Genomic DNA, 23,433 nt, shown 5'->3' on the forward strand with positions numbered 1-23,433 from the left:
CAAGTGCGGTGGTGCAATGAACAAGCGTTGGATATGACGTGGAGCCCAAACAAAAAAGGCCTGCATGAAAGCAGGCCCTGATAATAGATGGTGCCGGCACCAGGAGTCGAACCCGGGACCTACTGATTACAAGTCAGTTGCTCTACCAGCTGAGCTATACCGGCACGGAAGGGCCGCCATTATATCCATTCATCGGCCTGAGTAAAGCCACGTTCGAGCCAGGTTTTTTATGGTTCGGCTATCAACAGCATATGGCTTATGCACAAAGAGAATGCGTATTCGGAACTGGCGCACTCTATCTGTGCGTCTGGTCACGCTTTTGTGTAAGTCCTTGTTTTAAATGACGCTTCGTGATCTGTACAGAAAATGAACAGATGTCTACGAGGCCATTAACGAGCGGTCTGGCAGCATTTGCCCAGAAAGGATCAACAGAGTTATCCACAGCTTCTGTGTACAACTCAGGCGCGCTCGGCCAGCAGAAGCAGGTTGCGTGGGCTCAGGCTGTAGTCGCAGAAGGTACCCAGGCTGACGTTGTAGCCCTGTTCATGCAGATACAGAGCGCGGTCCAGTAGCAGCCAGAGTTCGAGCGGGCGGCGGAAGAGGTTGCGCAGCAACTCCAGATTGCGCACCTCGGCCAGACGGCGCCAGCCGCGCGCTTCCAGGGCGGTCCAGTCCTGCTCGCCAGGTGCAGTTACGCCTCTCAGCGCGGCGAGGTCGTGGCAGAAGCGGGCGAAGGGTTTATGGAACCAGTCGCTGGGCAGAGATGGCGTCGGCAGGTATTCATCGATGCCCCGCAGCTCACGTTGCAACAGGTCGAAGGCCAGACGCCAGGCCATCGACTGGTTGCGCTGGCGGCGTACGCGAGCACCGGCGGTGACCGTTTCACTTAACGGCAGGCCGAGATCTTCGCGCGACAACTGCAGCGCTGAGGCCTGGGCCGCAAGTGACAGTGGCTGGTACTGCAGGGCGGCGATGCGGTTGTAGCAACAGGGGGCGACCGCCAGTTGCGTGCAGCCGTTGCGGCTGGCCAGTTGTAGCAGGCGAACGTGCAGGTCTCCGCAGGCGTGCAGCGCGACCGGAGTGTGTTCGTGGTTCAGACGTGCACTGCAATCATCGGCCAGCACATCCTGCTGTATATGTACGGCATCCAGCCCCAGGCGTTTGCTCAATGCGCTACCGGATTCGATCAGCGCCGGGTCGTATTCCAGGCAGGTCAGGCGCTGGCCATCCCGAGTCAGCCAGCGACCGAGATGACCCTTGCCGGAGCACCAGTCGAGCCAGTGAGCGGGGCACCGGTGAAATCGCAGGTGGCTGGTGAAGGCCTGAATCTGCGCCAGTTTTCTTCCGGGTACATCGACGCCGAGGGCATGTGAGCGCTCCGGGGTGTTCAGGCGTGGCAGCTCGCCCAATTGGCTGAGCGCCTGTGCCTGGCTGGCCAGGGCGGTGAACGGCGTGGGGGCTGTCAGGGCGAATAGATCGTTGTCACTGGCTTCCGCCTGCTCCAGGGAGCGGCTGCGCAGCCAGGCCGCGAGATCGGGTAATTCTGCTTCCCAGGGTAACTGCAGGTGGTGAAACGGACGCGGGCGCCAGAGCGCCTGGTGCTGCAGAAGGTAGCCGTCCAGTGCCTGGAAGCGCGCGAGCAGATCGCCTGAGGTAAGAGGCTCGGACATGGCGTATGGGGCGGTCAGACCGGGCCGCCTGGGCGGCGGCCCGATTGGTTTATCGACCCTGGCAGGCGTCGACGCGCAACCAGCGTTCGAGCAGGCGGAAGGCGCGAACCAGGACGAATGCAATGGCCAGGTAGAACAGGCCGGCGGCGAAGAAGATCTCCACCGGCAGATAGGTGCGGGCGATGATGGTGCGCGCCATGCCGGTCAGCTCCAGTAGGGTGACCGTGCTGGCCAGGGCGCTGGCCTTGAGCATCAGGATCACTTCGTTGCTGTAGGCCGGCAGGCCGATACGTGCGGCTCGCGGCAGGATGATGTAGAGCATCGCCTGCGCGCGCGACATGCCCAGGGCGCGGGCAGCCTCCACTTCACCCGGCGGTACGGCCTGAATGGCGCCGCGCAGGATCTCGGCGATGTAGGCGGCGGTGTGCAGGGTCATGGTGATGATCGCGCACCAGTACGGGTCGCGCAGATAGGGCCACAGCGGCCCCTGGCGCACGGCATCGAACTGCGCCAGGCCGTAGTAGACCAGAAACAGCTGCACCAGCAGCGGCGTACCGCGGAAGAAGAAGATGTAGCCATAGGGAACCGCGCGAACGTACCAGTGCTTGGAAGCGCGAGCGATGCCCATCGGCAGGGCGAGAATCAGGCCGGCGACGACCGCGATGGCCACCAGCTCCAGTGTCAGCAGCGCGCCTTCGGAAAGGCGTGGCAGCCATTTAATGATGACTTCCCAGTTCATGAGGCGCTCCGGACGAAGCCGCGGCTGGCGCGCTTCTCGAGGAAATGCAGGCCGATCATGGCGAGGACGGTCAGGCCCAGATAAATGAAGGCCGCAACCATATAGAAGGTAAAGGGTTCCTTGCTGGCGGTCACTGCAATCTGCGAGCGGCGCATGATCTCTTCTAGGCCGATCACCGAAACCAGTGCGGTGTCCTTCATCAGAATCATGAACAGATTACCCAGGCCGGGCAGGGCGATGCGCCACATCTGCGGCAGGATCAGCTTCCAGAGGATGCGGGTCTTGGACAGGCCAAGTGCCTGGCCGGCTTCACGGTGGCCCTTGGGGATTGCCAGGATGGCGCCACGAAACACCTCGGTAGCGTAGGCGCCGAAGCACAGACCGAGAGCGATGGTGCCTGCGGCGAAGGCGGAGAGTTCCAGACTCTCGACACCGAGCAGGTCGGCCAGGCTGCGCATCAGGCCAACCGTACCGAAATAGATCAGCAGCACCCAGAGCAGTTCGGGCACGCCGCGCACGATGGTGGAATAGCTGCCGCCCAGCCATTGCAGAGGCTTGTACGGCGAAGTCTTGGCCAGCGCACCAAGCAGGCCGAGCACCAGACCTACAGCCAGCGCGCAGAGCGCCAGTTGGATGGTCATCAGGGTGCCGGCGGCCAGGGCGGGGCCGAATCCGTGGAGATCGAGAATCATCGGAGGGCTCGGGCAACTGCGCCGCCGAATGGGCGGCGCAATGCCTTCAGGTCATCAGTAGATGCTGAACGGGAAGTACTTGTCGTTGATCTGCTTGTAGGTGCCGTCTTCGATGATGGCTTGCAGAGCAGTGTTCAGCTTCTCGCGCAGCGGGTCACCCTTGCGTACCGCAATGCCGATCTTGTCGTTGTCGAATACCGGGTCGCCCTTGAACTCGAAGTCCTTGCCGGCATCGCTCTTGAGCCATTCCCAGTTGACGAAGGTATCGGCCAGTACGCCGTCGAGGCGGCCGGAGGCCAGGTCGAGGTAGGCGTTTTCCTGAGTGTCATACAGCTTGATGTCGACCACCTTGTCCAGGTTGTCTTCCAGCCAGGTACCGGCGATGGTGGCGCGCTGGGCGCCGATCACCTTGCCCTTGAGGCTGGCTTCGTCGGTCTTGAAGTCGGCCGACTTGGGCGCGATGAACTGCAGCTTGTTGGTGTAGTAGGGCTCAGTGAAATCGACCGCCGCCTGGCGCTCTTCGGTGATCGACATCGAGGCGATCAGGAAGTCGAACTTCTTGGCGTTCAGGGCCGGGATGATGCCATCCCAGTCGGAAGTGACCACTTCGCATTCGGCCTGCAGCTTGGCGCACAGCGCCTGGCCGATTTCCACGTCGAAGCCTGTGACCTTGCCGCTGGCGTCGATCAGGTTGAAGGGCGGGTAGGCGCCTTCGGTGCCGAGTTTCAGTTTGTCAGCTGCGACAGCGCTGGTGCCGAAAGCCAGGGTAGCGGCTGCGGCCAGCAGGATCTTCTTATAGTTCTGCATGCATGTTGCTCCGTGTTAGCGATTGCTGGACATGAATTGTTTACAGCGTGCCGAGTTCGGGTTGTCGAACACCTGGGCGGGTGGCCCCTGTTCCTCGACCAGGCCCCGGTGGAGGAATACCACCTCGCTGGATACCTGGCGAGCGAAGCTCATTTCGTGGGTAACCAGGAGCATGGTGCGACCTTCATCGGCAAGTGCGCGAATCACATTAAGCACTTCTTGTACCATCTCCGGATCGAGGGCCGAAGTCGGCTCATCGAACAGGATCACCTTCGGTTGCATGGCCAGGGTGCGGGCGATGGCTGCGCGCTGTTGCTGGCCGCCGGAAAGCTGGTTGGGGTAAACGTGGCGTTTGTCGGCGATACCGACCTTGGCCAGCAGCGCCTCGGCCACTTCGATGGCCTCGGCCTTGCTCTGGCCGAGCACGCGGCGTGGCGCCTCGATGATGTTGTCGAGCACGCTCATGTGCGGCCACAGGTTGAAATTCTGGAAGACGAAGCCGATCTCGCTGCGCAGGCGGTTGATCTGCTTGTTGTCGGCGGCAACAAGCTCGCCGTTCTTCGCTGACTTGAGCTTGAGTTCTTCGCCAGCGACAAAAATCTGACCCTGGTGCGGGTTCTCCAGCAGGTTGATGCAGCGCAGGAATGTGGACTTGCCGGAGCCGGAGGAGCCGAGGATGGAGATGACGTCGCCGTCTTTGGCCGTCAGGGAAATGCCCTTGAGCACTTCGAGATCGCCGTAGCGTTTGTGCAGGTTGCGAATTTCCAGCGCGGGCGTCGCCTCGGCCATGGGGTGGGATCCTCTTCTTCTTCGAATGCGCTCCGGCGTACGGCGGGCCGTCCTGGCTGGCGGCCAAGCTAGCATAGCGTTTCCGTGACCGCCAAGCCGTTTGCCGAGCGATAGCACATGGCTGAGTCGTGGGTGTCGCCTGGTTGCAGCTGCTTGTCGCGCAGGCGAAACAATGGCACGCGAAAAATGCCGGAAGCAGAAAGCAAAAAGCCCCAGCGCGTGGCTGAGGCTTCTTGTTTTATATCAGTGGTGCCCAGGGACGGAATCGAACCGCCGACACGGGGATTTTCAATCCCCTGCTCTACCAACTGAGCTACCTGGGCCAACGGGGCGCTATTAGACGGATTTGAAGGATCAGTGTCAAGCGCGGGTTTGAAAAATATTTAATTATTTCGGGCGCTTAGGTTCGTGAGGGGCTGGAGTGGCGTCGTACACCCCAGCGCACTGTCGCGGCTGAAGCCCCTCCCACAAGCATTCTTATTCGCTTGGCGGTACGTAGCCTTCGGCCTGGGCGTAGTCCTCGCCGGAGAGGAACTTGTCCATCTCGGTCTGCAGGAACTTGCGGTCCTCGGCGTTCATCATGTTCAGACGACGCTCGTTGATCAGCATGGTCTGGTGCTTCTGCCACTCGTCCCAGGCCTGCCTGGAGACGTTGTTGAAGATGTCTTCGCCCTTGGGGCCGGGGTAGGGCGCGCGATCCAGGCCGGGCAGTTCCTGTTTGTATTTGCGGCACAGCACGGTGCGGGTCATGTCGGTTCTCCAGCGGTAATGGCTTGCGCCGCGCGTTTCAGCAGTTTCTTCACCGGGGCGGCAAGGCCCAGGCGCGGCGGGGTGGCGAGGTTATACCAGAGCCAGTCGTCCTCGGCCACGCGGCTCGGCTGCTCGGTCACCTGTACCAGCCACGGCTCGATGGTCAGCTGAAAGTGGCTGAAGGTGTGGGTCAGACCCTCCAGCTCGCGGCGCGCGCCGAGTTCGAGCTGTTGCTGCTGGCCGAGCTCGTCGAGCTGCGCGAGGTCGTCGAGTTCCGGCAGGCTCCACAGGCCGCCCCACAGCCCGGTAGAAGGGCGGCGATAGAGCAGGATGTCGCCGGCTGCGTTGACCAGCATTGGCATCAGGGTGCGCTTCTGCGGCAGCGCCTTGCGTGGTTTGGGAATGGGATAGCGGATTTCCAGGCCGAGCAGATGCGCCTGGCAGCCGCTGCGCACCGGGCACAGCAGACAGGTGGGTTTGCTGCGGGTGCAGAGGGTGGCGCCGAGGTCCATCATCGCCTGGGTGTAGTGGCCGATGCGCTCGTGCGGGGTCAGGCGCTCGGCCACGCCCCACAGCTGCCTGGCAACTTTCGGCTCGCCGGGGTAACCCTCCTGCGCCACGTAGCGCGCCAGCACGCGCTTGACGTTACCATCGAGGATCGGTGCACGTAGGCCCATGCTCAGGCTGGCGATGGCGCCGGCGGTGGAGCGCCCGATGCCGGGCAACTCGCTGAGCGCCTCGACGCTGCGCGGGAACTCGCCGCCGTGCTCGCGCATGATGATCTGCGCAGTCTTCTGCAGGTTGCGTGCGCGGGTGTAGTAGCCCAGGCCCGTCCACAGGTGCAGCACCTCATCCTCGGGGGCTTCGGCCAGATCCTTCACGGTCGGCAGCGCGGCCATGAAGCGGTCGAAGTAGCCGAGCACGGTGCTGACCTGGGTCTGCTGCAGCATGATTTCCGAGACCCAGACGCGATAGGGCGTAATGTTCTGCTGCCAGGGCAGATCCTTGCGCCCGTGCTGGTCGTACCAGGCCAGCACGGCGCTGTTGAACTGCTCGGGACTCATCGGTTGAACAGGCCCTTGAGCGCGTCTTTCAGATCCGGGCTGACCTTGTCGCCAAGCTTTTCCTCCAGCTTTTCGGTGAGCTTGTTGCCAGCCAGGCGTGCGGCGATCTTGCCCAGGCCGTCCTGATCCAGGCGGCAGGCCTTGGCGCCCAGCTCCAGCGGGCCGCGGCAGCGCAGCGGCCACTCGATGCCGACGTAGCGCTCGTTGACCTGGCAGGCCGGGTCCGGCATTTCACGCTGATCGCCTTCGATGGTGATGCCGACCTTGTAGTCGAGACCGAGCACGCGCAAGTCGAGATCACCATTGCCGCTGACCACCAGGCCCGGAACCTGGGCCTTGAGATCGGGGTTGTGGGCCACGCCGTTGCGCACGCTGAGGTTGCCCTTGAGCTCGCGGAAGGGCGTGTCCTTGCCGCTTGGCGGGTTGCTCAGCGACTTGCGGTTGAGGGTGGCGATGCCACGGCACAGCTGCTGTTCGAGGTTGGCGTCGACCAGTACGCCGTCGTTGAGGACGAAGCTGGCGTTGCCGTTGAGCGCCTCGGTCCACTCCTTCTGGCTGTTGCCGCGGGTATTGAATTTGGCGTCGAGGTCGAGCTGACCCTTGATCGGCGACGGCTGATCGTCCTTCTTCAGCAGTGGCTCCAGTGGTATGCGGCTGAGGCGTTTTTCCACGCTGATCATCGGTTCGGCCTGGCGCACGTCGATACGCCCGTTGCCGGCGAAGCTGCCACCCTGCATCTTGCCGCGCACTTCTTCCAGGGTGATCAGGCCGCCACGGCCATTGGCCTTGAGGTTGACGTCGGTGAAGGGCTGCTTGTCGTAGGTGAGCTGGCCGAGGCTCAGTGCCAGTTGCAGGTCGAGCTTGCGCAACTGATCCACCGGCAGCACCTTCTCGTTGCTCCAGGCCTGCTGCGTGGGCGCATTGGGTAGCGGGGTGGTGCCATCCTTGCCGGCACTGGCGACGCTGTCCTTGACCTCCGCCTTGCGCGCCGCCGCAGCGCTGCCCTGGGCTTTCGGCGGCAGGTAGCGATCGAGGTCGAGCTTGTCGCCCTTGAGGTCGACGCGCAGCGCCTGCTGGGCGAGGTCGGTTACACCGAGCTTGCCGGTAAAGGTACTGCCGTCGAGCTTGAGGTTGAGCTCTTCGAGTATCATCCCCTTGCTCGAACCATTCAGGCGGCTGGCCAGTTCGAAATGGTTGAGAGCGTCGCTGGCCTGCATCGCCGGCAGTTCGACGCCGATGCCGTCGAGGAACTCGCGCAGGTTGAGCGAGGCGATCGACAGACCGCCGGAGATCTTGGCGTCCTGGTCCAGCTCGCGCACCTTGATCTCGCCGAGGGCGCGCAGCTGGTTGGCAGAGAGCTTGAGGCCATTCCACTCGGCAATATTGGCGGCCTGGTCGACCAGCAGCTGGCCCTGGGCGGAGAAATTCAGGGTCTTGCCCTTGAGCGGCTCGCCGGACGCTTCGCCGGTCAGCTTGAGATCTTCGAACTGGTAGCGCTTGAGCGCTCGGTCGAAACGCAGTTGGCCTTCCACTTCGCTGCGCGCCCGCAGCACCGGCTGGTTGGTGCCGAAGAAAGCGCTGAACTTGAGCGGGATGCTGGCGCCTTCGCGAATCGCGCCGGTTTTCAGCTCGATGTTTTCGACGGTGAACTGCTGGCCCTGCTGTGCGTCGCTGTAGTCGATGCGCGAGTTGCTCAGGGTCAGGCTGTCGATATCCAGCTTCAGCGGCTGGCCGGCCGGTTTCTCGTTCGGCTGGCTCGCAGGCGTGTCGTCACTCGGCTCCGGTTCGCTGGACGCTGGCTGCGTGGTGCTGGCCTGGGCCGGGCGGCCGACGCCTTCCCAGTTGCCATGACCCTTGTCGTCACGTTGCAGGTTGAGATTGAGGCCGTCGACGCGGATGTCGCTCATCTGCACTTCCTTGCGCAGCAGCGGCATCACGCGCACCGACAGGCCGATCATGCGCAGGTCGGCGAAGGGCTTGTCCGGGGTTTCTGCACTGGCCAGGGTGGCGTCGGTCAGCTCCAGACCGAGCCAGGGAAACAGGCTCCAGCCGATGTCGCCGCGTAGCTGCAGCTCCAGATTGGCCTTGTCCCGGGCGATCTGACGGATCTCGTCCTTGTAGTCGTTGGGGTCGAACAGGTGCGTCAGGGCGAACAGCAACGCCACGATGATCAGCAGCAGGCCGAGCACGATCAGACCCAGGATTTTGCCAAAGGCTTTCATGGACAGGTCCTTGTGGAGGTTCTTGATATGGGGCGCGAGTATAACGCCGCCTCAGAGGGAGGCGGCGACACGCTCGGCAATCGCCAGGCTGGCAGTGAGCCCCGGGGATTCGATGCCGAACAGGTTGACCAGCCCGTCCAGACCATGCTCGGCAGGAGTTTGGATGACGAAGTCGGCGGCCGGTTCCCCGGGGCCGGTCAGCTTGGGGCGCACGCCGCAGTAGGCCGGCTGCAGGCGCATGGCGTCGAGCGCCGGGAAGTAGCGGGCGATGGCCGCGGCGAAGGGCGCGCGCAGGCACTCGTCGACGTCGTAGTCGATGGTCTCGACGTACTCCACATCGGGGCCGAAGCGCAGCTGGCCGCCGAGGTCCAGGGTCGCGTGCACGCCAAGGCCGGCGGTGTTGGCCTCGGGCATGGGATAGATCAGGTGCGCGAATGGGCTGGTGCCGGAGTAGGAGAAATAACGGCCGCGGCACAGGTGTAGCTGCGGAACCTCCTGCAGACCGTCGATGCCTGCCGCCAAGCGCTGGGCACCCAGACCGGCTGCGTTGATCACCCGTCGCGCCTGCAGGGCGAACGGCTCCCCGGCGCTGCAGCCTTCGACCTGCCAGCCGCCCGCCACCGGGCTCAGGCGCTCCACCCGGGTATCCAGCACCAGTTGCGCGCCGCCAGCCTCGGCGACTACCAGCAGTGATTGCAGGTAGGCGTGGCTGTCGAGAATGCCGGTGGCCGGGGAGAGCAGTGCCGCCACGCCGCGCACGGCCGGCTCCAGAACGTGCAGCTGTCGGCCATCCAGCGCCTGCAGTTCGCCGGCGCCACAGGCCCGGGCATTGGTCTGCAATTCCTCCAGTTTGGCAATCTCGCCATCCTCCACCGCCACCAGCAGTTTGCCGATGCGCCGGTGTGCCACGCCGTGGCGTTCGCACCAGGCGTACAGGCGCTCGCGGCCCTCCAGGCACAGCTCGGCCTTGAGCGAGCCGGGCGGATAGTAGAGGCCGGCGTGGATTACCTCCGAGTTGCGGCTGGAGGTATGGCTGCCGATCAGTCGCTCGGCCTCGAGGATCAGGCAGTCGCCGGCGGTTTCCGCCAGGCGCGCGGCGCAGGCCAGGCCGAGGGCTCCGGCACCGATGATCAGCAGGTCAGTCTGGTCCATGTGTCCCCTTGATTCAGGTCAATGCGGCTCTACGGCCCGGATTTAATGTGAATGAGCGGCCGCCGTGGCCGTACGACTTATGACTCTGGAGGCCCATCATGTCTCTTGCACGTTGGAATCCGTTTCGCGAGTTCGAAGAGTTCTTCAATCATTATCCGCGGTTGGGCAAGGGCCCCGGCGCTGCCAGTCAGGAACTGCTGACGGCGGCCGACTGGGCGCCGGCGGTGGACATCAGTGAAACCCCGCAGGCCTATCTGATCAAGGCCGAGCTGGCCGGAGTCAAGCGCGAAGACATCCAGGTCCGCGTCGAGGGCGGGCAACTGCGCCTGAGCGGCGAGCGCAAGTTCGAGAAGGAAGAGAAGGACAAGAAACAGCACCGCGTCGAGCGCTTCTACGGCAGCTTCTCGCGCAGCTTCAGCCTGCCCGACGACGCCGACGAGGCGCAGATCAAGGCCGAGTACAAGGATGGTGTGCTCAACCTGACCCTGCCCAAGCGTGAGCCGTCGGCGCCGCGTTCGCGGGAAATCGCCATCGACTGAACTGGTGCACCATGCTGCCGGCCGGGCCGACCGCCGCCGGTAGCCTCGCAAGCCACAGCCCGCCTATAATGGCGGTCTTTTTGTGAGCAGCCGTGGAGCTGGAGAGATGGCCGAACGTACGGCATTCGTCGAGCGCAACACCCTGGAGACCCAGGTCAAGGTCTCGATCAACCTGGATGGCACCGGCAAGGCCAAATTCGATATTGGCGTGCCGTTTCTCGAGCACATGCTCGACCAGATCGCCCGTCATGGCCTGATCGACCTCGATATCGAGTGCAAGGGCGATCTGCATATCGACGACCACCACACTGTCGAGGACGTCGGTATCACCCTCGGCCAGGCCTTCGCCAAGGCCATCGGCGACAAGAAGGGCATGACCCGCTACGGCCATTCCTACGTGCCGCTGGACGAAGCGCTGTCGCGCGTGGTGATCGACTTCTCCGGTCGTCCCGGCCTGCAGATGCACGTGCCGTTCACCCGCTCCGTGGTCGGCGGCTTCGACGTGGACCTGTTCCAGGAATTTTTCCAGGGCTTCGTCAACCACGCCCAGGTGACCCTGCACATCGACAATCTGCGCGGGCACAACACTCACCACCAGATCGAGACCGTATTCAAGGCCTTCGGCCGCGCGCTGCGCATGGCCGTCGAACTGGACCCGCGCATGGCCGGGCAGATGCCTTCAACCAAGGGCTGCCTGTAAATGCAGACGGTAGCCGTAATCGACTATGGCATGGGCAACCTGCACTCGGTGGCCAAGGCGCTGGAGCATGTCGGCGCCGGCCGCGTGCTGGTGACCAGTGACGCCAAGGTGATCCGCGAGGCGGACCGCGTAGTGTTCCCCGGCGTCGGCGCGATCCGCGACTGCATGGCCGAGATCAGGCGCCTGGGTTTCGACGAGTTGGTGCGTGAAGTCAGCGCCGACCGCCCGTTCCTCGGCATCTGCGTCGGCATGCAGGCCCTGCTCGAGCGCAGCGAAGAGAACGACGGCGTCGACTGCATCGGTCTGTTCCCCGGTCAGGTGCGCTTCTTCGGCAAGGATCTGGCCGAGGACGGCGAGCGCCTCAAGGTGCCGCACATGGGCTGGAACGAAGTCAGTCAGGTGGTGCAGCACCCACTCTGGCACGACATTCCGGAGCGCGCGCGCTTCTACTTCGTGCACAGCTATTACATCGAGGCCGACAAGCCGCAGCAGGTTGTCGGCCGCGGTCACTACGGCAAGGACTTCGCGGCCGCGCTGGCCGAGGGCTCGCGCTTCGCCGTGCAGTTCCACCCGGAGAAGAGCCATACCCACGGCCTGCAGCTGCTGCAGAATTTCATCGCCTGGGATGGCCGCTGGTAATGGCCCGCACCAAGGTGCCCAGCCTGGCGCTCGAGCCTGCTCAGGAGCAGGCCGCGCTGCTGATGCTGCAACGCTTTCTCGATGAGCGTTTCGAGCTGCAGCTGGGTACCTTCGAAGTGCAGGAGGTGCTCGATCTGATCACCCGCGAGCTGGCGCCACACTATTACAACAAGGCGATTCTCGACGTGCAGGCGCACCTGAAGGACAGGTTCGAAAGCATCGAGAGCGACCTCTGGGCGCTCGAAAAGAGCTGAGTGCCTTACCGAATTCAAACTTGAGCAGGTTCAACCAATGCTGATTATCCCCGCTATCGATCTCAAGGACGGCGCTTGCGTGCGTCTGCGTCAGGGCCGCATGGAAGACTCCACGGTGTTTTCCGATGATCCGGTGAGCATGGCCGCCAAGTGGGTCGAGGGCGGCTGCCGTCGTCTGCATCTGGTCGATCTGAATGGTGCCTTCGAAGGTCAGCCGGTCAACGGTGAAGTGGTCACCGCCATCGCCAAGCGCTACCCGACCCTGCCGATCCAGATCGGCGGCGGCATCCGCACCCTGGAGACCATCGAGCACTACGTGCGCGCCGGCGTCAGCTACGTGATCATCGGTACCAAGGCCGTTAAAGAACCCGAGTTCGTCACCGAGGCGTGCAAGGCCTTCCCGGGCAAGGTGATCGTCGGTCTGGATGCCAAGGACGGTTTCGTCGCCACCGATGGCTGGGCGGAAGTGTCCAGCGTGCAGGCGACTGACCTGGCCAGGCGTTTCGAAGCCGACGGCGTATCTGCCATCGTTTATACCGACATCGCCAAGGACGGCATGATGCAGGGCTGCAACGTCGAAGCCACCGCCGCACTGGCCGCGGCCAGCCGCATCCCGGTGATCGCCTCCGGCGGCATCCACAATCTCGGCGATATCGAGAAGCTGCTGCTGGCGCGTTCGCCCGGCATCATCGGCGCCATCACAGGCCGCGCCATCTATGAAGGCACCCTGGATGTGGCCGAGGCGCAGAGCTTCTGCGACAACTTCAAGGGTTAAGTCAGGCGTAGGGTGGAAACCGCGAAGCGTTTTCCACCAGTCGATGGTGGGCAAGCAGAGCATTGCCCATCCTACAGAACTGCGAGAGCACCGATATGGCACTGGCCAAACGCATCATCCCCTGCCTGGACGTGGACAACGGCCGCGTGGTCAAGGGCGTCAAGTTCGAGAACATCCGCGATGCCGGCGACCCGGTGGAGATCGCCCGGCGCTACGATGAACAGGGCGCCGACGAGATCACCTTCCTCGACATCACCGCCAGCGTCGATGGTCGCGACACCACGCTGCACACCGTCGAGCGCATGGCCAGCCAGGTGTTCATCCCGCTGACCGTCGGCGGTGGCGTGCGCAGCGTGCAGGACATCCGCAATCTGCTCAACGCCGGGGCCGACAAGGTGTCGATCAATACCGCTGCGGTGTTCAACCCGGAGTTCGTCGGCGAGGCCGCCGCGCGCTTCGGTTCGCAGTGCATCGTCGTTGCCATCGATGCCAAGCGTGTTTCCGCGCCGGGCGAGCCGGGTCGCTGGGAAATCTTCACCCACGGCGGGCGCAAGCCGACTGGCCTGGATGCGGTGGAGTGGGCGCGCAAGATGGAAGAGCTGGGGGCCGGAGAGATTCTGCTCACCAGCATGGATCAGGACGGTGTGAAGAGCGGCTACGACCTGGGCGTGACCCGTGCCATCAGCGAGGCCGTGCGTGTGCCGGTGATCGCCTCCGGTGGCGTCGGCAACCTGCAGCATCTGGCCGATGGCATTCTCGAAGGCAAGGCCGATGCCGTGCTGGCCGCGAGCATCTTCCACTTCGGTGAATACACCGTACCGGAGGCCAAGGCCTATCTGGCCAGCCGCGGCATCGTCGTGCGCTGATCTGCCGCGCCGCAAGGGGCTTAACAGCAGCCCCTCGCGGCGTTTTCATATGCCCGAATCGCCCGCTTGACGCCGCTTTCGCTCAAAGCTGCGGGCAAGTCGACGGCGAAGTGCCGGCGATCCCGCTAGCATGGGCGCATCACCCTCAACTCTTGACTCTCCGCGTCCGCGGAGGGCTTCTTTTGCCGAGCTTTTTTGACACGGAGTCTTCATGTTTCTTCTTCGATTCGCGACCGTCCTGGCCCTGATCTGTGGTCTCAACCTGGCGCGTGCAGAACAACTGGTGCTGCTTACCGAGAATCTTCCGCCGTTCAACATGTCCGCCAGCGGCAACAACTTCGCCCGTGACGACCATGTCACCGGTATCAGTGCCGATATCATGCGTGCCGTCTGCGAACGAGCCGAAGTCGATTGCCAACTGATCCTGCGTTTCCCCTGGCAGCGCGTTTACCAGCAGACCCTGGACGATGTCGGTTACGGCCTGTTCTCGACGGCGCGTACGGCCGAGCGCGAGAAGCTGTTCAAGTGGGTCGGTCCGATCGCCAGTAATGACTGGGTGCTGTTCGCCAAGGGAGGCAGCAGCATCCAGTTGGCATCGCTGGACGATGCGCGGCGCTACCGCATCGGTGGCTACAAGGACGATGCCAAAACCCAGTTCCTGCTGGACAAGGGCTTCGAGGTGCAGACGGCGCTGCGCGACAACGAGAACGTGCACAAGCTCGACCGCGGGCAGATCGACCTTTGGGTAACCTCCGGTCAGGCGGGGCGTTTCGTGGCGCGTCAGGAGGGCTTGCCGAATCTCAAGGTGGTGCAACACCTGTATGCGGCCGATCTGTATCTGGCGCTCAACCTGCAAACCCCTGATGAACTGGTGCAAAAGTTGCAAAAGGCATTGGATTCGCTGCGGGCCGAAGGCGTATTGAAGGCCATCGAAGCCCGCTATTAAGGCATACTGCCAGTAATCGCTGTGCCGGAAATGGCAAGGCGGTTATCCTGAAACAGTCTGCCTTTTATATAGAAAGAGAATCGCCATGCTCAAACGCTTGCTGATCGCGCTGGGTGGCACCCTTGTGGTGCTGGCCGGAGCTGCGCGCGCCGAAGTGGACCCGAATTTCAACGTCGTCCTGCTTACCGAGAACTTTCCGCCCTACAACATGGCGATCAACGGCAAGAATTTCGCCCAGCAAGAGCAGATCAACGGCATCGCCGTGGATATCGTCAAGGAAATGTTCAAGCGTGCCGGCGTTCAGTACAGCCTGACCCTGCGCTTCCCCTGGGACCGCATCTACAAGCTGGCGCTGGAAAAGCCTGGTTACGGTGTATTCGTCACCGCGCGTCTGCCGGAGCGTGAGCAACTGTTCAAGTGGGTCGGCCCCATTGGCCCGGACGACTGGGTGCTGCTGGCCAAGGGCGACAGCACGCTCAATCTGGCCAGCCTGGAAGAAGCCAAGGCGTATCGCATCGGTGCCTACAAGGGCGATGCCATCTCCCAGTACCTGGTCGACAAGGGTATCGAGCACAGCACCTCGCTGCGCGACCAGGAAAATGCACGCAAGCTGGAAGCCGGGCAGATCGACCTCTGGGCCACGGGTGACCCCGCGGGCCGCTACCTGGCCAAGCAGGAAGGCATCTCCGGGCTGAAAACCGTTCTGCGTTTCGACAGCGCCGAGCTGTACCTGGCGCTGAACAAGGAAATGCCGGACGAGATCGTTGCCAGGCTGCAGGCTGCGCTGGATCAGATGCGCGCCGAAGGATTCGTCGACAAGACGCTGAACAACTACCTCTAAGCACCGAACATGCGACCGGCCACGAGCCGGTCGCTGGCCAAGGATGGCAAAGTCGCCGAGTACCCACGACCGGACTCGGGCCTATGCAGGGATGTCGCTAGCCATAACCACAAATCATGCGAGCGGTACGTCTTATGCTGAAAACCCTGAAGAAAAGCCTGTTCATCGCCCTGTTTGTCGTCTCCGGCGTCGCTCACGCGGAACTGCCAGCTGACTACAAGGTAGTGCTGCTTACCGAGAATTTCCCGCCGTTCAACATGGCGGTGGACGACAAGAACTTCGCTCGTGATGACGGCATCGACGGCATCAGCGCCGATGTGGTGCGCGAGATGTTCAAGCGTGCCGGCATCGGCTACACCCTGACTCTGCGCTTCCCCTGGGATCGTCTGTACCGCCTGACCCTGGACAAGCCCAACTATGGCCTGTTCTCTACCACTTACACCCCCGAGCGTCAGCCGCTGTTCAAGTGGGTCGGCCCGCTGGCCAACACCGGCTGGGTACTGCTCGCTGCACCGGGTAACGACATCAGGGTGTCGAGCCTGAAGGACGCCGCCAAATATCGTATCGGCGCCTACAAGAACGATGCGGTCAGCCAGCACCTGGAAAGCCAGGGCCTGGAACCGATCAACGCCCTGCGAGACCAGGAGAACGTGAAGAAGCTGGTGCGCGGGCAGATCGATCTGTGGGCTACCACCGACCCGGTGGGCCGCTACCTGGCCAAGCAGGAAGACGTCAGCGGGCTGAATACCGTGCTGCGTTTCAACGATGCGCAGTTGTATCTGGCGCTGAACAAGGACACCCCGGACGAGGTGGTCGAGCGTCTGCAGAAGGCACTGGACCAGATGCGTGCCGAAGGCTTTATCGACGACATCACCGAGAACTACCTGTAACCCGCGGAGCCTGGCTGTCTGACGCCGCGCATGGCAGCGTGCTAAACCGATGTAAATTGACGCCCCCCACGAAAAAGCCCGGACAGTTGTCCGGGCTTTTTCATTGCGCCGAGTCGGCTCAGTTGCCGCGGGTGACGCTCAGGCCCTTGAGCAGGTTCAGTGCCTGGCTCAATTGGTAGTCGTCATCCTGCGGGCGTTCGGTACGAGCGGCCTGGGCGGCGCGGCTCGGACGGTCCGCGCCGCCGTTGCCGTTGCCCAGGTGTCCCTGCAGGTCGGCTTCCTTGATGCCTTCGTTTTCCTGCTCGCGGGTGACCTTGGCGCGTGCTACCTCGATGTCCGGGACAATGCCCTGGGCCTGAATCGAACGGCCGTTCGGGGTGAAGTACAGCGCCGTGGTCAGCTTCAGCGCGCGGTCGTTGTTCAGCGGTAGCACGGTCTGTACCGAGCCCTTGCCGAAACTGTCGGTGCCCATCAGCACTGCGCGTTTGTGGTCCTGCAAGGCGCCGGCAACGATCTCCGAGGCCGAGGCGCTGCCGCCGTTGATCAGTACCACCAGCGGCACGCCTTCGCTGGCGTCGGCCGGGTCGGCATTGAAGCGCAGTTCGGAGTTGGCCAGGCGGCCTTCGGTGTAGACGATCAGCCCGCTCTTGAGGAAGTGGTCGGCCACTTCCACGGCAGCCTGCAACACGCCGCCCGGGTTGTTGCGCAGGTCCATGACCAGCCCGCGCAGTTTCTTGTTGCCGTTGTCCTGGCGCAGCTTGGTCAGCGCCTTGCCGACTTCTTCGCCGGTGTTGACCTGGAATTGCGAGATGCGCAGATAGCCGTAACCGTCTTCGAGCATCTGGCTCTTGACGCTGCGCACCTTGATAACCGCGCGGGTCAGGGTCAGGTCGAAGGGGCGACCGCCGTCGCGTACCAGGGTCAGTTCGATCTTGCTGCCGGCCTTGCCGCGCATCTTGTCCACGGCTTCCATCATCGACAGGCCCTTGGTCGGCTGGCCATCGATCTTGACGATCAGGTCGCCGGGCTGGATGCCGGCCTTGGAGGCCGGGGTGTCGTCGATCGGCGATACCACCTTGACGAAACCATCCTCCATGCCGACCTCGATGCCCAGGCCGCCGAACTCGCCGCTGGTGCTTTCCTGCAGCTCGGCGAAGGCTTCCGGCTCGAGGTAGGCCGAATGCGGGTCGAGGTTGCTGAGCATGCCCTTGATGGCATTTTCCAGCAGGGTCTTGTCGCTCACCGGCTCGACATAGGCGGCCTTGATGCGGTCCAGCACCTCGGCGAAGGTGCGCAGATCATCCAGTGGCAGCGGGGCCTTGCCGCTCGCTGCCGGTGCTGGCGTGGGGGCGGGCTCGGCCGCTTGCAGGGCTGGAGCGCCGAGCAGCAGCCCGAGGGCCAGAGCCAGGCAGGTGGGGCGAAAGCGATGGGGCATGAAGACAACTCCTAAATGGATGAGGCGCTTATCCCTGCGCGCGGCACCATTGTGCCGGATCACTCGGGCGACCGTTCTGGCGAATGGCGAAGTACAGTGCCGATGCAGCCTGGCCGCCGCTGTTGCCAACGGTGGCGATGGGATCGCCGGCCTTGACCACGTCGCCGGCACTCCTGAGCAGGCTCTGGTTGTGGCCGTACAGGCTCAGGTAACCATTGCCGTGGTCGAGGATGACCAGCAGGCCGGCGCCACGCAACCAGTCGGCGAAAACCACTCGGCCGCCATGCACCGCACGCACCTGGCTGCCAGCGGGGGCGCCGATCAGCACGCCATCCCACTTAGTACGAGCGTCGCCGCCGCGCGGGGTTCCGTAGCGTGCCACCAGTCGGCCATCGACCGGCCATGGCAGCTTGCCGCGAGCACTGGCGAAAGGGCCGCCGTAGACGGCGCCGCTGGTCACCAGCGGGCCGCTTGGCTGGCTGCCGGGGCGCGCCCGCTCCGCCTGCTGGACAGCCAGTGCGCGCTTGCGTGCCTCTTCGGCCTCGCGCGCCTGGCGGGCCAGGGTTTCCTCGATGGTCTTGAGTACGCGCCCCAGTTCGGCCTGCTCCTGCTGGCGCGCCTTGAGGCGCTGGTCACGACTGGCGAAGTCGCGGTTGAGCTTGGCCAGTGCCTGCTGGCGCTCCTTGCGCACCTCGGCGAGCTTGGCGTGACGTTCATCCAGGTCAGCCTTCTGTGCCTGCAGCTGGGCCTGGTGAGTGGTGATTTCCTGCTCGACGTTGGCCAGCTGGCGCAGGGTCTCGTTGAAGGCCGAGAGCTGCTCCAGGCGTGCCTGACTGAGGTAGTCGTAGTAGGTGAGGGTGCGCGAGAACTTTTCCGGGTTCTGCTGGTTGAGCAGCAGCTTGACGTATTCCTGGCGGCCGCTCTGATAGGCGGCGCGGGCCTGGATGGCGATCAGTCGTTGCTGCTCAGTGCGCGCGCTCTGGAGTTTTTTTTTCTCCTGATCCAGGCGCTGGATTTCCTGCTCGCTGCCCTTGAGTTCGCGCTGCAGTTCCTTGACCTGGTTCTCCAGGTTGCCCATCTCGGTCTCGGTCTTCTTCAGCTGCTGCTGCACGCCGGATTTCTCCTGCTGCAGCTTCTCCAGCAGTTTCTTCAACTCGGCGACATCCTGGCGGGCGGCTTCCAGCTGGCGCTGGGCATCGGCGCGCTGATCGGCGATGGCCGGAGCGATCAGGCTGCTGAGCAGAATCAGGGCAAGGATGCGAAGCATGGGCGAGGCGACACCTGGCGGAGTAGCGAATGGCGCTTAGTATGCCTAAAAAACCGGCGGCAAGCTGCAAGCCACGAGCGGCAAGCAGAGCGAAAGTGTCGAGTGGCCCGCATGCAGTTCAGAGTGCGCTCTGCTGACTGCATGCGGGCCACGGCTGCTGCCTCTTATTCCAGCTCGACGATGGTCTTGCCGGTCATTTCGGCCGGTTGTTCCAGGCCCATCAGCTTGAGCAGGGTCGGTGCCACGTCCGCCAGCACACCGCCCTCGCGGATGCGCGCCGGGCGCTTGCCGACGTAGATGAACGGCACCGGCTCGCAGGTGTGCGCAGTGTGCGCCTGGCCGGTGCACTCGTCTTCCATCTGCTCGACGTTGCCGTGGTCGGCGGTGATCAGTGCTTCGCCGCCGACCTTCTCCAGCGCGGCGGTGATGCGGCCGACGCAGGTGTCGAGGGTTTCCACGGCCTTGACCGCAGCCTCGAATACGCCGGTGTGGCCGACCATGTCGCCGTTGGCGTAATTGACGATGATCACGTCATAACGCTGGTTCCCGATGGCATCGACGATCCTGTCGGTGACTTCGGGTGCGCTCATTTCCGGCTTGAGGTCGTAGGTGGCGACATTCGGCGAGGGAATCAGGATGCGCTCTTCGCCTTCGAACGGCTCTTCGCGGCCGCCGGAGAAGAAGAAGGTGACATGGGCGTATTTCTCGGTTTCGGCGATGCGCAGCTGGGTCTTGCCGTTCTTCGCCAGGTATTCGCCGAGCACGTTGGTCAGGGCTTCCGGCGCGAAGGCAGCCGGTGCCGGGATGCTCGCCGCGTACTGGGTGAGCATGACGAAGCCGACCTGCGGCGCGCGCTTGCGCTCGAATTCCTTGAAGCCGGGTTCGACGAAGGCGCGGGTCAGTTCGCGGGCGCGGTCGGCGCGGAAGTTCATGAACACCACGGCATCGCCATCCTCGACCTGCACCGGCGCGCCGATGGTGGTGGCCTTGACGAACTCGTCGCTCTCGCCGCGCTCATAGGCGGCCTGCAGGCCTTCCACGGCCGTGGCGGCGCTGAACTGGCCGGCGCCGTCGACGATCAGGTGATAGGCCTGTTCGACTCGGTCCCAGCGGTTGTCGCGGTCCATGGCGAAATAGCGGCCGGTGAGGCTGGCAATACGGCCCTTGCCGAGGCGGGCGAAGGCTGCGTCGAGCAGTTCGATGGACGGCTGCGCGCTTTTCGGCGGGGTGTCGCGGCCGTCGAGGAAGGCATGCAGGTAGATCCTCTCGGCGCCACGTTTGGCGGCCAGTTCGGCCATGGCGACGATGTGATCCTGGTGGCTGTGCACGCCGCCGTCGGAGAGCAGGCCGAGGATGTGCACCGCCTTGCCGGCCGCCACGGCCTTGTCCACGGCTGCGGTGATGACCGCGTTGTCGAAGAACTCGCCGTCGCGGATGGCCTTGGTCACGCGGGTGAAGTCCTGGTACACCACGCGGCCGGCGCCGAGGTTCATGTGGCCGACTTCGGAGTTGCCCATCTGTCCGTCCGGCAGGCCGACATCCATGCCGCTGCCGGAGATCAAGCCGTGCGGGTAGGTGGCGCGCAAACGGTCGTAAACCGGCGTATTGGCGGCGTGGATGGCATTGTACTCGGGGTTGTCGCTGTGACCGAAGCCGTCGAGGATGATCAGGACCAAGGGTTTTGGCGTGGCACTCATTAAGCTGGCTCGCTCTGCGTCTGAGGGGGCAATGAAACAGCCCGGCATTTTAGGGCCAAGCACCTGGCGCGTCACTGCCAGACGGGGTTTGGCCGACCTGTGGGGCTGTGTATACTGGCCGGCATTTTACCGTCCTGGGTCATATAGATGTTCGCCAACCTGATTGAATTCATCATTAATCACTATGTACTGAGTGGCATGTTCGTCGTGCTGCTGGTGCTGCTGATCGTTACCGAGATGCGCAAGGGCGGGCAGAGCCTGTCGAGCCGCGAACTCACCGCGCTGGTCAACAGCGATCAGGGCGTGGTGCTCGATGTGCGTGCGCAGAAGGATTTCTCCGCCGGCCATATCGTCGGTTCGCTGCATATCCCCTACGACAAGGTGGTTGCGCGTATCGCCGAACTGGAAAAGCACAAGGCCAAGACCATCGTCGTCGTCGACGCCATGGGGCAGCACGCCGGCAGCATCGCCCGCGAACTGAAGAAGGCCGGTTACACCGCCGCCAAGCTCTCCGGTGGCATCGCTACCTGGCGCGGCGACAACCTGCCGCTGGTGAAGTGACATGACCGACGTGGTCATCTACTCCAGCGACTGGTGCCCCTATTGCATCCGGGCTAAGCAGCTGCTGGCCAGCAAAGGGGTGGATTACGAGGAAATCCGTGTCGACGGCGAGCCTGCCATTCGCGCGGAGATGACCCGCAAGGCCGGGCGCACCTCGGTGCCGCAGATCTGGATCGGCAGCACCCATGTCGGCGGTTGTGACGACCTCTATGCCCTGGAGCGCGCCGGCAAGCTCGACGCCCTGCTGCAGAACCCCGCATAAAACAAAACGTTAAGGAAAGGCCAACGCCATGACCGAGCAAGCCAACAGCGGCGCCGCCGCTGCCGAATCGCAGAACCCGCAATTCTCCCTGCAGCGCATCTACGTGAAGGATCTGTCCTTCGAAGCGCCGAAGAGCCCGGAAATCTTCCGTCAGGAATGGACGCCGAGCGTAGGCCTGGACCTCAACACCCGCCAGAAGGCCCTGGAAGGTGACTTCCACGAAGTGGTGCTGACCCTGTCGGTGACCGTCAAGAACGGCGAAGAAGTCGCCTTCATCGCCGAAGTGCAGCAGGCCGGCATCTTCCTGATCAAGGGCCTCGACGCAGCCTCGATGAGCCACACCCTCGGCGCCTTCTGCCCGAACATCCTGTTCCCCTACGCCCGTGAAGCGTTGGACAGCCTGGTGACCCGTGGCTCGTTCCCGGCCCTGATGCTGTCGCCGGTCAACTTCGACGCGCTGTACGCCCAGGAGCTGCAGCGCATGCAGCAGGCTGGCGAAGCCTCCGCTCACTAGGTGCGGCCCGGCTGTATGAAAAAGCGCCCCTCGGGGCGCTTTTTTGTTGTCCGTAGCCCCTTCAGTCGGCTTCGGCGAAACCGTTCTGTCGCCAGGCCTCGTAAACGGTCACGGCCACCGTGTTGGACAGGTTCAGGCTGCGGCAGCCGGCGCGCATCGGCAGGCGTACGCGCTGCTCGGGCGGCAGGGCGTTACGCACTTCTTCGGGCAGGCCACGGCTTTCCGGTCCGAACAGAAAGGCATCGCCGGGCTGGTAGGCGATCTCGTGGAAGGGCTGCGACCCCTTGGTGGTGAAGGCAAACAGGCGTGGCTGGCCAAGGGCCTCGAGACAGCTCTGCAAGTCGGGATGGCGCTTGAGCGTGGCGTATTCGTGATAGTCCAGACCGGCGCGGCGCAGGCGCTTGTCGTCCAGTTCGAAGCCCAGTGGTTCGATCAGGTGCAGCTGGCAACCGCTGTTGGCGCACAGCCTGATAATGTTGCCGGTATTGGGCGGAATTTCCGGTTGAAAGAGGATGACGTGGAACATGCAGCACTCCGAGCACTGGGACGAGCGCCATTCTACGCCGCCAGAAGACCCGCGGCCGCGTTTGCGCTGGCGTTTTATGGCGTCGGTGGTGCTGATCGCCTTTCTCGCCGGCGTGATGCTGGGACGTCTGTTCGAACCGCCGCGCCTGCATATCGAGGCGGTCGAACCCTGGGAGCAGGGGCTGCAACTCTGGTTCAACCGTGAGCCCGAGGCGCGGGTCGAGCGGCTCGATGGTGCCCTGGTATATCGCTACGAGGACGTCTACGGCCGGGTGACTGACGGACAGCTCAGGTTGCCCTTGGGGTTGGTGAACTGGCGACTGCAGCGCGACGGGCGGGATCTGTTGCTGGTGCTGGTGTCGCCCCGCCCGCTGGACGGGGAGTGGCACGCTGCAAGGGAAGATGGGCGCTGGCGGGCGCGCCTGACGCTACGCCCCGAATAAAGAAGGGGATCCCCCGGCCTGCCTGTACCAAGGTCCCCGAAAACGGGTGGTGCCCTGCGCGCGGAGCGGTGCACGCTGTGACGCGGCTGGCGCGTCGAATTAAAGAGGGGATCCCCCGGCCTGCCTGTACCAAGGTCCCCGAAACGGGTGGCGCCCTGCTCGTGGAGCTGCGGCGCACGTCGTGACGCGGCTGCCGCGTCGAATAAAGAAGGGGATTCCCCGGCCTGCCTGTACCAAGGCCCCCAAAAACTGGATTGCCTTAGCATATGCAGAGGCTGTGCCAGTTTTATTAACGAGGCGGCAGAGTCCGATTTTTCTGGGCTTGAGGCACTTGGAGGAGGGATGTGACGCCATTTGCGGCGTCACGGTGCACCAGTGTGCAGCGTGATGCACC

Annotated in this window: 26 protein-coding genes and 2 tRNA genes; 13 read left to right on the top strand and 15 right to left on the bottom strand. The window is 63.6% G+C overall.

The window, feature by feature from the left end:
• Positions 1-88: 88 nt before the first annotated feature.
• From OEG79_RS01565 to OEG79_RS01615, 11 genes are all read right to left on the bottom strand, one after another.
• Positions 89-164: transfer RNA gene (locus OEG79_RS01565), tRNA-Thr, on the bottom strand.
• Positions 165-458: 294 nt separating this feature from the next.
• On the bottom strand, positions 459-1,670 hold the full coding sequence (locus OEG79_RS01570; RefSeq protein WP_264147139.1) for an SAM-dependent methyltransferase: 1,212 nt from the start codon (positions 1,668-1,670) through the stop codon (positions 459-461).
• Between the two features lie 49 nt (positions 1,671-1,719).
• Positions 1,720-2,409, bottom strand: a complete 690-nt coding sequence (locus OEG79_RS01575) for an ABC transporter permease (RefSeq protein ID WP_264147140.1) — start codon at positions 2,407-2,409, stop codon at positions 1,720-1,722.
• The gene (locus OEG79_RS01580; protein ID WP_264147141.1) at positions 2,406-3,101 is read right to left on the bottom strand and encodes an ABC transporter permease; all 696 of its coding nucleotides are present in this window, start codon (positions 3,099-3,101) and stop codon (positions 2,406-2,408) included. Before OEG79_RS01580 ends, OEG79_RS01575 begins: the two co-directional genes overlap by 4 nt.
• Before the next feature lie 54 nt (positions 3,102-3,155).
• Positions 3,156-3,908 carry an ABC transporter substrate-binding protein gene (locus tag OEG79_RS01585; protein WP_264147142.1) on the bottom strand — a complete coding sequence of 251 codons (753 nt, stop codon included), beginning with the start codon at positions 3,906-3,908 and terminating at the stop codon, positions 3,156-3,158.
• A 15-nt stretch (positions 3,909-3,923) separates the two neighbouring features.
• Complete coding sequence (locus OEG79_RS01590) at positions 3,924-4,697, bottom strand: ABC transporter ATP-binding protein (RefSeq protein WP_264147143.1); 774 nt, start codon at positions 4,695-4,697, stop codon at positions 3,924-3,926.
• A gap of 247 nt (positions 4,698-4,944) precedes the next feature.
• Positions 4,945-5,020 (bottom strand) — tRNA-Phe (locus tag OEG79_RS01595).
• Positions 5,021-5,174: 154 nt separating this feature from the next.
• The gene (locus OEG79_RS01600; protein WP_264147144.1) at positions 5,175-5,447 is read right to left on the bottom strand and encodes an oxidative damage protection protein; all 273 of its coding nucleotides are present in this window, start codon (positions 5,445-5,447) and stop codon (positions 5,175-5,177) included.
• Entirely contained in the window at positions 5,444-6,511 is a 1,068-nt protein-coding gene (mutY, locus tag OEG79_RS01605; protein ID WP_264147145.1) for an A/G-specific adenine glycosylase, read from the bottom strand. The genes OEG79_RS01600 and mutY overlap by 4 nt, the downstream gene beginning before the upstream one ends.
• Positions 6,508-8,733, bottom strand: coding sequence for an AsmA family protein (locus OEG79_RS01610; protein ID WP_264147146.1), 2,226 nt, complete (start codon positions 8,731-8,733; stop codon positions 6,508-6,510). Before OEG79_RS01610 ends, mutY begins: the two co-directional genes overlap by 4 nt.
• A 51-nt stretch (positions 8,734-8,784) precedes the next feature.
• Positions 8,785-9,885, bottom strand: coding sequence for an NAD(P)/FAD-dependent oxidoreductase (locus OEG79_RS01615; RefSeq protein WP_264147147.1), 1,101 nt, complete (start codon positions 9,883-9,885; stop codon positions 8,785-8,787).
• A gap of 98 nt (positions 9,886-9,983) precedes the next feature.
• Here OEG79_RS01615 and OEG79_RS01620 point away from each other — a divergent pair, with 98 nt between their 5' ends.
• The 9 genes from OEG79_RS01620 to OEG79_RS01660 all read left to right on the top strand — a co-directional run bounded on the left by OEG79_RS01620 (position 9,984) and on the right by OEG79_RS01660 (position 16,335).
• Entirely contained in the window at positions 9,984-10,424 is a 441-nt protein-coding gene (locus OEG79_RS01620) for an Hsp20/alpha crystallin family protein (RefSeq protein WP_264147148.1), read from the top strand.
• 106 nt (positions 10,425-10,530) lie between these two features.
• Positions 10,531-11,124 carry an imidazoleglycerol-phosphate dehydratase HisB gene (hisB, locus tag OEG79_RS01625; RefSeq protein ID WP_264147149.1) on the top strand — a complete coding sequence of 198 codons (594 nt, stop codon included), beginning with the start codon at positions 10,531-10,533 and terminating at the stop codon, positions 11,122-11,124.
• Positions 11,125-11,763, top strand: a complete 639-nt coding sequence (gene hisH, locus OEG79_RS01630; protein WP_264147150.1) for an imidazole glycerol phosphate synthase subunit HisH — start codon at positions 11,125-11,127, stop codon at positions 11,761-11,763.
• Entirely contained in the window at positions 11,763-12,017 is a 255-nt protein-coding gene (locus OEG79_RS01635) for a DUF2164 domain-containing protein (RefSeq protein WP_413247522.1), read from the top strand. Before hisH ends, OEG79_RS01635 begins: the two co-directional genes overlap by 1 nt.
• A 37-nt stretch (positions 12,018-12,054) precedes the next feature.
• Positions 12,055-12,792: a 1-(5-phosphoribosyl)-5-[(5-phosphoribosylamino)methylideneamino]imidazole-4-carboxamide isomerase gene (gene hisA / locus OEG79_RS01640; RefSeq protein WP_264147151.1), complete on the top strand. Its 738-nt coding sequence runs from the start codon at positions 12,055-12,057 to the stop codon at positions 12,790-12,792.
• A 95-nt stretch (positions 12,793-12,887) separates the two neighbouring features.
• Positions 12,888-13,658, top strand: coding sequence for an imidazole glycerol phosphate synthase subunit HisF (hisF, locus tag OEG79_RS01645; RefSeq protein WP_264147152.1), 771 nt, complete (start codon positions 12,888-12,890; stop codon positions 13,656-13,658).
• Between the two features lie 211 nt (positions 13,659-13,869).
• Entirely contained in the window at positions 13,870-14,604 is a 735-nt protein-coding gene (locus OEG79_RS01650; RefSeq protein ID WP_264147153.1) for a substrate-binding periplasmic protein, read from the top strand.
• A gap of 85 nt (positions 14,605-14,689) precedes the next feature.
• Positions 14,690-15,445 (top strand): substrate-binding periplasmic protein, encoded by a 756-nt coding sequence (locus tag OEG79_RS01655; protein ID WP_264147154.1) that lies wholly within the window; start codon positions 14,690-14,692, stop codon positions 15,443-15,445.
• Between the two features lie 134 nt (positions 15,446-15,579).
• Positions 15,580-16,335, top strand: a complete 756-nt coding sequence (locus OEG79_RS01660) for a substrate-binding periplasmic protein (RefSeq protein ID WP_264147155.1) — start codon at positions 15,580-15,582, stop codon at positions 16,333-16,335.
• 118 nt (positions 16,336-16,453) lie between these two features.
• Here the strand turns inward: OEG79_RS01660 and OEG79_RS01665 are convergent, their stop codons facing one another.
• From OEG79_RS01665 to gpmI, 3 genes are all read right to left on the bottom strand, one after another.
• Positions 16,454-17,770: a S41 family peptidase gene (locus tag OEG79_RS01665; protein WP_264147156.1), complete on the bottom strand. Its 1,317-nt coding sequence runs from the start codon at positions 17,768-17,770 to the stop codon at positions 16,454-16,456.
• A 28-nt stretch (positions 17,771-17,798) separates the two neighbouring features.
• Positions 17,799-19,037 carry a murein hydrolase activator EnvC family protein gene (locus OEG79_RS01670; RefSeq protein ID WP_264147157.1) on the bottom strand — a complete coding sequence of 413 codons (1,239 nt, stop codon included), beginning with the start codon at positions 19,035-19,037 and terminating at the stop codon, positions 17,799-17,801.
• A 164-nt stretch (positions 19,038-19,201) separates the two neighbouring features.
• On the bottom strand, positions 19,202-20,734 hold the full coding sequence (gene gpmI / locus OEG79_RS01675) for a 2,3-bisphosphoglycerate-independent phosphoglycerate mutase (RefSeq protein ID WP_264147158.1): 1,533 nt from the start codon (positions 20,732-20,734) through the stop codon (positions 19,202-19,204).
• 147 nt (positions 20,735-20,881) lie between these two features.
• On the opposite strand from gpmI, the gene OEG79_RS01680 reads away from it, so the two are divergent.
• The 3 genes from OEG79_RS01680 to secB are packed head-to-tail and all read left to right on the top strand — an operon-like array spanning position 20,882 to position 22,071.
• Positions 20,882-21,295 carry a rhodanese-like domain-containing protein gene (locus tag OEG79_RS01680; protein ID WP_264147159.1) on the top strand — a complete coding sequence of 138 codons (414 nt, stop codon included), beginning with the start codon at positions 20,882-20,884 and terminating at the stop codon, positions 21,293-21,295.
• A gap of 1 nt (position 21,296) precedes the next feature.
• Complete coding sequence (gene grxC / locus OEG79_RS01685) at positions 21,297-21,557, top strand: glutaredoxin 3 (protein ID WP_264147160.1); 261 nt, start codon at positions 21,297-21,299, stop codon at positions 21,555-21,557.
• A gap of 28 nt (positions 21,558-21,585) precedes the next feature.
• Positions 21,586-22,071 carry a protein-export chaperone SecB gene (gene secB / locus OEG79_RS01690; protein ID WP_264147161.1) on the top strand — a complete coding sequence of 162 codons (486 nt, stop codon included), beginning with the start codon at positions 21,586-21,588 and terminating at the stop codon, positions 22,069-22,071.
• A gap of 61 nt (positions 22,072-22,132) precedes the next feature.
• On the opposite strand, the gene trmL is transcribed toward secB, so the two are convergent.
• Positions 22,133-22,597 carry a tRNA (uridine(34)/cytosine(34)/5-carboxymethylaminomethyluridine(34)-2'-O)-methyltransferase TrmL gene (trmL, locus tag OEG79_RS01695; RefSeq protein WP_264147162.1) on the bottom strand — a complete coding sequence of 155 codons (465 nt, stop codon included), beginning with the start codon at positions 22,595-22,597 and terminating at the stop codon, positions 22,133-22,135.
• Here trmL and OEG79_RS01700 point away from each other — a divergent pair.
• A complete protein-coding gene (locus OEG79_RS01700; RefSeq protein WP_264147163.1) occupies positions 22,596-23,039 on the top strand; it encodes a hypothetical protein in 444 nt (147 codons plus the stop codon). The two genes, trmL and OEG79_RS01700, sit on opposite strands and share 2 nt — an antisense overlap.
• The last annotated feature ends 394 nt before the right edge of the window (positions 23,040-23,433 follow it).

This window comes from Pseudomonas sp. Z8(2022) (genome assembly GCF_025837155.1).
Taxonomy (GTDB): domain Bacteria; phylum Pseudomonadota; class Gammaproteobacteria; order Pseudomonadales; family Pseudomonadaceae; genus Aquipseudomonas.

Bases quoted from the DNA above. Each gene is read 5' to 3' on its own strand.
- OEG79_RS01590 (WP_264147143.1), bottom strand. From the start codon at position 4,697: ATGGCCGAGGCGACGCCCGCGCTGGAAATTCGCAACCTGCACAAACGC.
- OEG79_RS01680 (WP_264147159.1), top strand. From the start codon at position 20,882: ATGTTCGCCAACCTGATTGAATTCATCATTAATCACTATGTACTGAGT.
- OEG79_RS01665 (WP_264147156.1), bottom strand. From the start codon at position 17,770: ATGCCCCATCGCTTTCGCCCCACCTGCCTGGCTCTGGCCCTCGGGCTG.
- OEG79_RS01570 (WP_264147139.1), bottom strand. From the start codon at position 1,670: ATGTCCGAGCCTCTTACCTCAGGCGATCTGCTCGCGCGCTTCCAGGCA.
- grxC (WP_264147160.1), top strand. From the start codon at position 21,297: ATGACCGACGTGGTCATCTACTCCAGCGACTGGTGCCCCTATTGCATC.
- OEG79_RS01635 (WP_413247522.1), top strand. From the start codon at position 11,763: ATGGCCCGCACCAAGGTGCCCAGCCTGGCGCTCGAGCCTGCTCAGGAG.
- OEG79_RS01620 (WP_264147148.1), top strand. From the start codon at position 9,984: ATGTCTCTTGCACGTTGGAATCCGTTTCGCGAGTTCGAAGAGTTCTTC.
- OEG79_RS01700 (WP_264147163.1), top strand. From the start codon at position 22,596: ATGCAGCACTCCGAGCACTGGGACGAGCGCCATTCTACGCCGCCAGAA.
- hisF (WP_264147152.1), top strand. From the start codon at position 12,888: ATGGCACTGGCCAAACGCATCATCCCCTGCCTGGACGTGGACAACGGC.
- OEG79_RS01650 (WP_264147153.1), top strand. From the start codon at position 13,870: ATGTTTCTTCTTCGATTCGCGACCGTCCTGGCCCTGATCTGTGGTCTC.
- OEG79_RS01610 (WP_264147146.1), bottom strand. From the start codon at position 8,733: ATGAAAGCCTTTGGCAAAATCCTGGGTCTGATCGTGCTCGGCCTGCTG.
- secB (WP_264147161.1), top strand. From the start codon at position 21,586: ATGACCGAGCAAGCCAACAGCGGCGCCGCCGCTGCCGAATCGCAGAAC.
- hisB (WP_264147149.1), top strand. From the start codon at position 10,531: ATGGCCGAACGTACGGCATTCGTCGAGCGCAACACCCTGGAGACCCAG.
- OEG79_RS01580 (WP_264147141.1), bottom strand. From the start codon at position 3,101: ATGATTCTCGATCTCCACGGATTCGGCCCCGCCCTGGCCGCCGGCACC.
- OEG79_RS01600 (WP_264147144.1), bottom strand. From the start codon at position 5,447: ATGACCCGCACCGTGCTGTGCCGCAAATACAAACAGGAACTGCCCGGC.
- OEG79_RS01670 (WP_264147157.1), bottom strand. From the start codon at position 19,037: ATGCTTCGCATCCTTGCCCTGATTCTGCTCAGCAGCCTGATCGCTCCG.
- mutY (WP_264147145.1), bottom strand. From the start codon at position 6,511: ATGAGTCCCGAGCAGTTCAACAGCGCCGTGCTGGCCTGGTACGACCAG.
- OEG79_RS01585 (WP_264147142.1), bottom strand. From the start codon at position 3,908: ATGCAGAACTATAAGAAGATCCTGCTGGCCGCAGCCGCTACCCTGGCT.
- OEG79_RS01615 (WP_264147147.1), bottom strand. From the start codon at position 9,885: ATGGACCAGACTGACCTGCTGATCATCGGTGCCGGAGCCCTCGGCCTG.
- OEG79_RS01575 (WP_264147140.1), bottom strand. From the start codon at position 2,409: ATGAACTGGGAAGTCATCATTAAATGGCTGCCACGCCTTTCCGAAGGC.
- OEG79_RS01655 (WP_264147154.1), top strand. From the start codon at position 14,690: ATGCTCAAACGCTTGCTGATCGCGCTGGGTGGCACCCTTGTGGTGCTG.
- OEG79_RS01660 (WP_264147155.1), top strand. From the start codon at position 15,580: ATGCTGAAAACCCTGAAGAAAAGCCTGTTCATCGCCCTGTTTGTCGTC.
- hisA (WP_264147151.1), top strand. From the start codon at position 12,055: ATGCTGATTATCCCCGCTATCGATCTCAAGGACGGCGCTTGCGTGCGT.
- gpmI (WP_264147158.1), bottom strand. From the start codon at position 20,734: ATGAGTGCCACGCCAAAACCCTTGGTCCTGATCATCCTCGACGGCTTC.
- trmL (WP_264147162.1), bottom strand. From the start codon at position 22,597: ATGTTCCACGTCATCCTCTTTCAACCGGAAATTCCGCCCAATACCGGC.
- hisH (WP_264147150.1), top strand. From the start codon at position 11,125: ATGCAGACGGTAGCCGTAATCGACTATGGCATGGGCAACCTGCACTCG.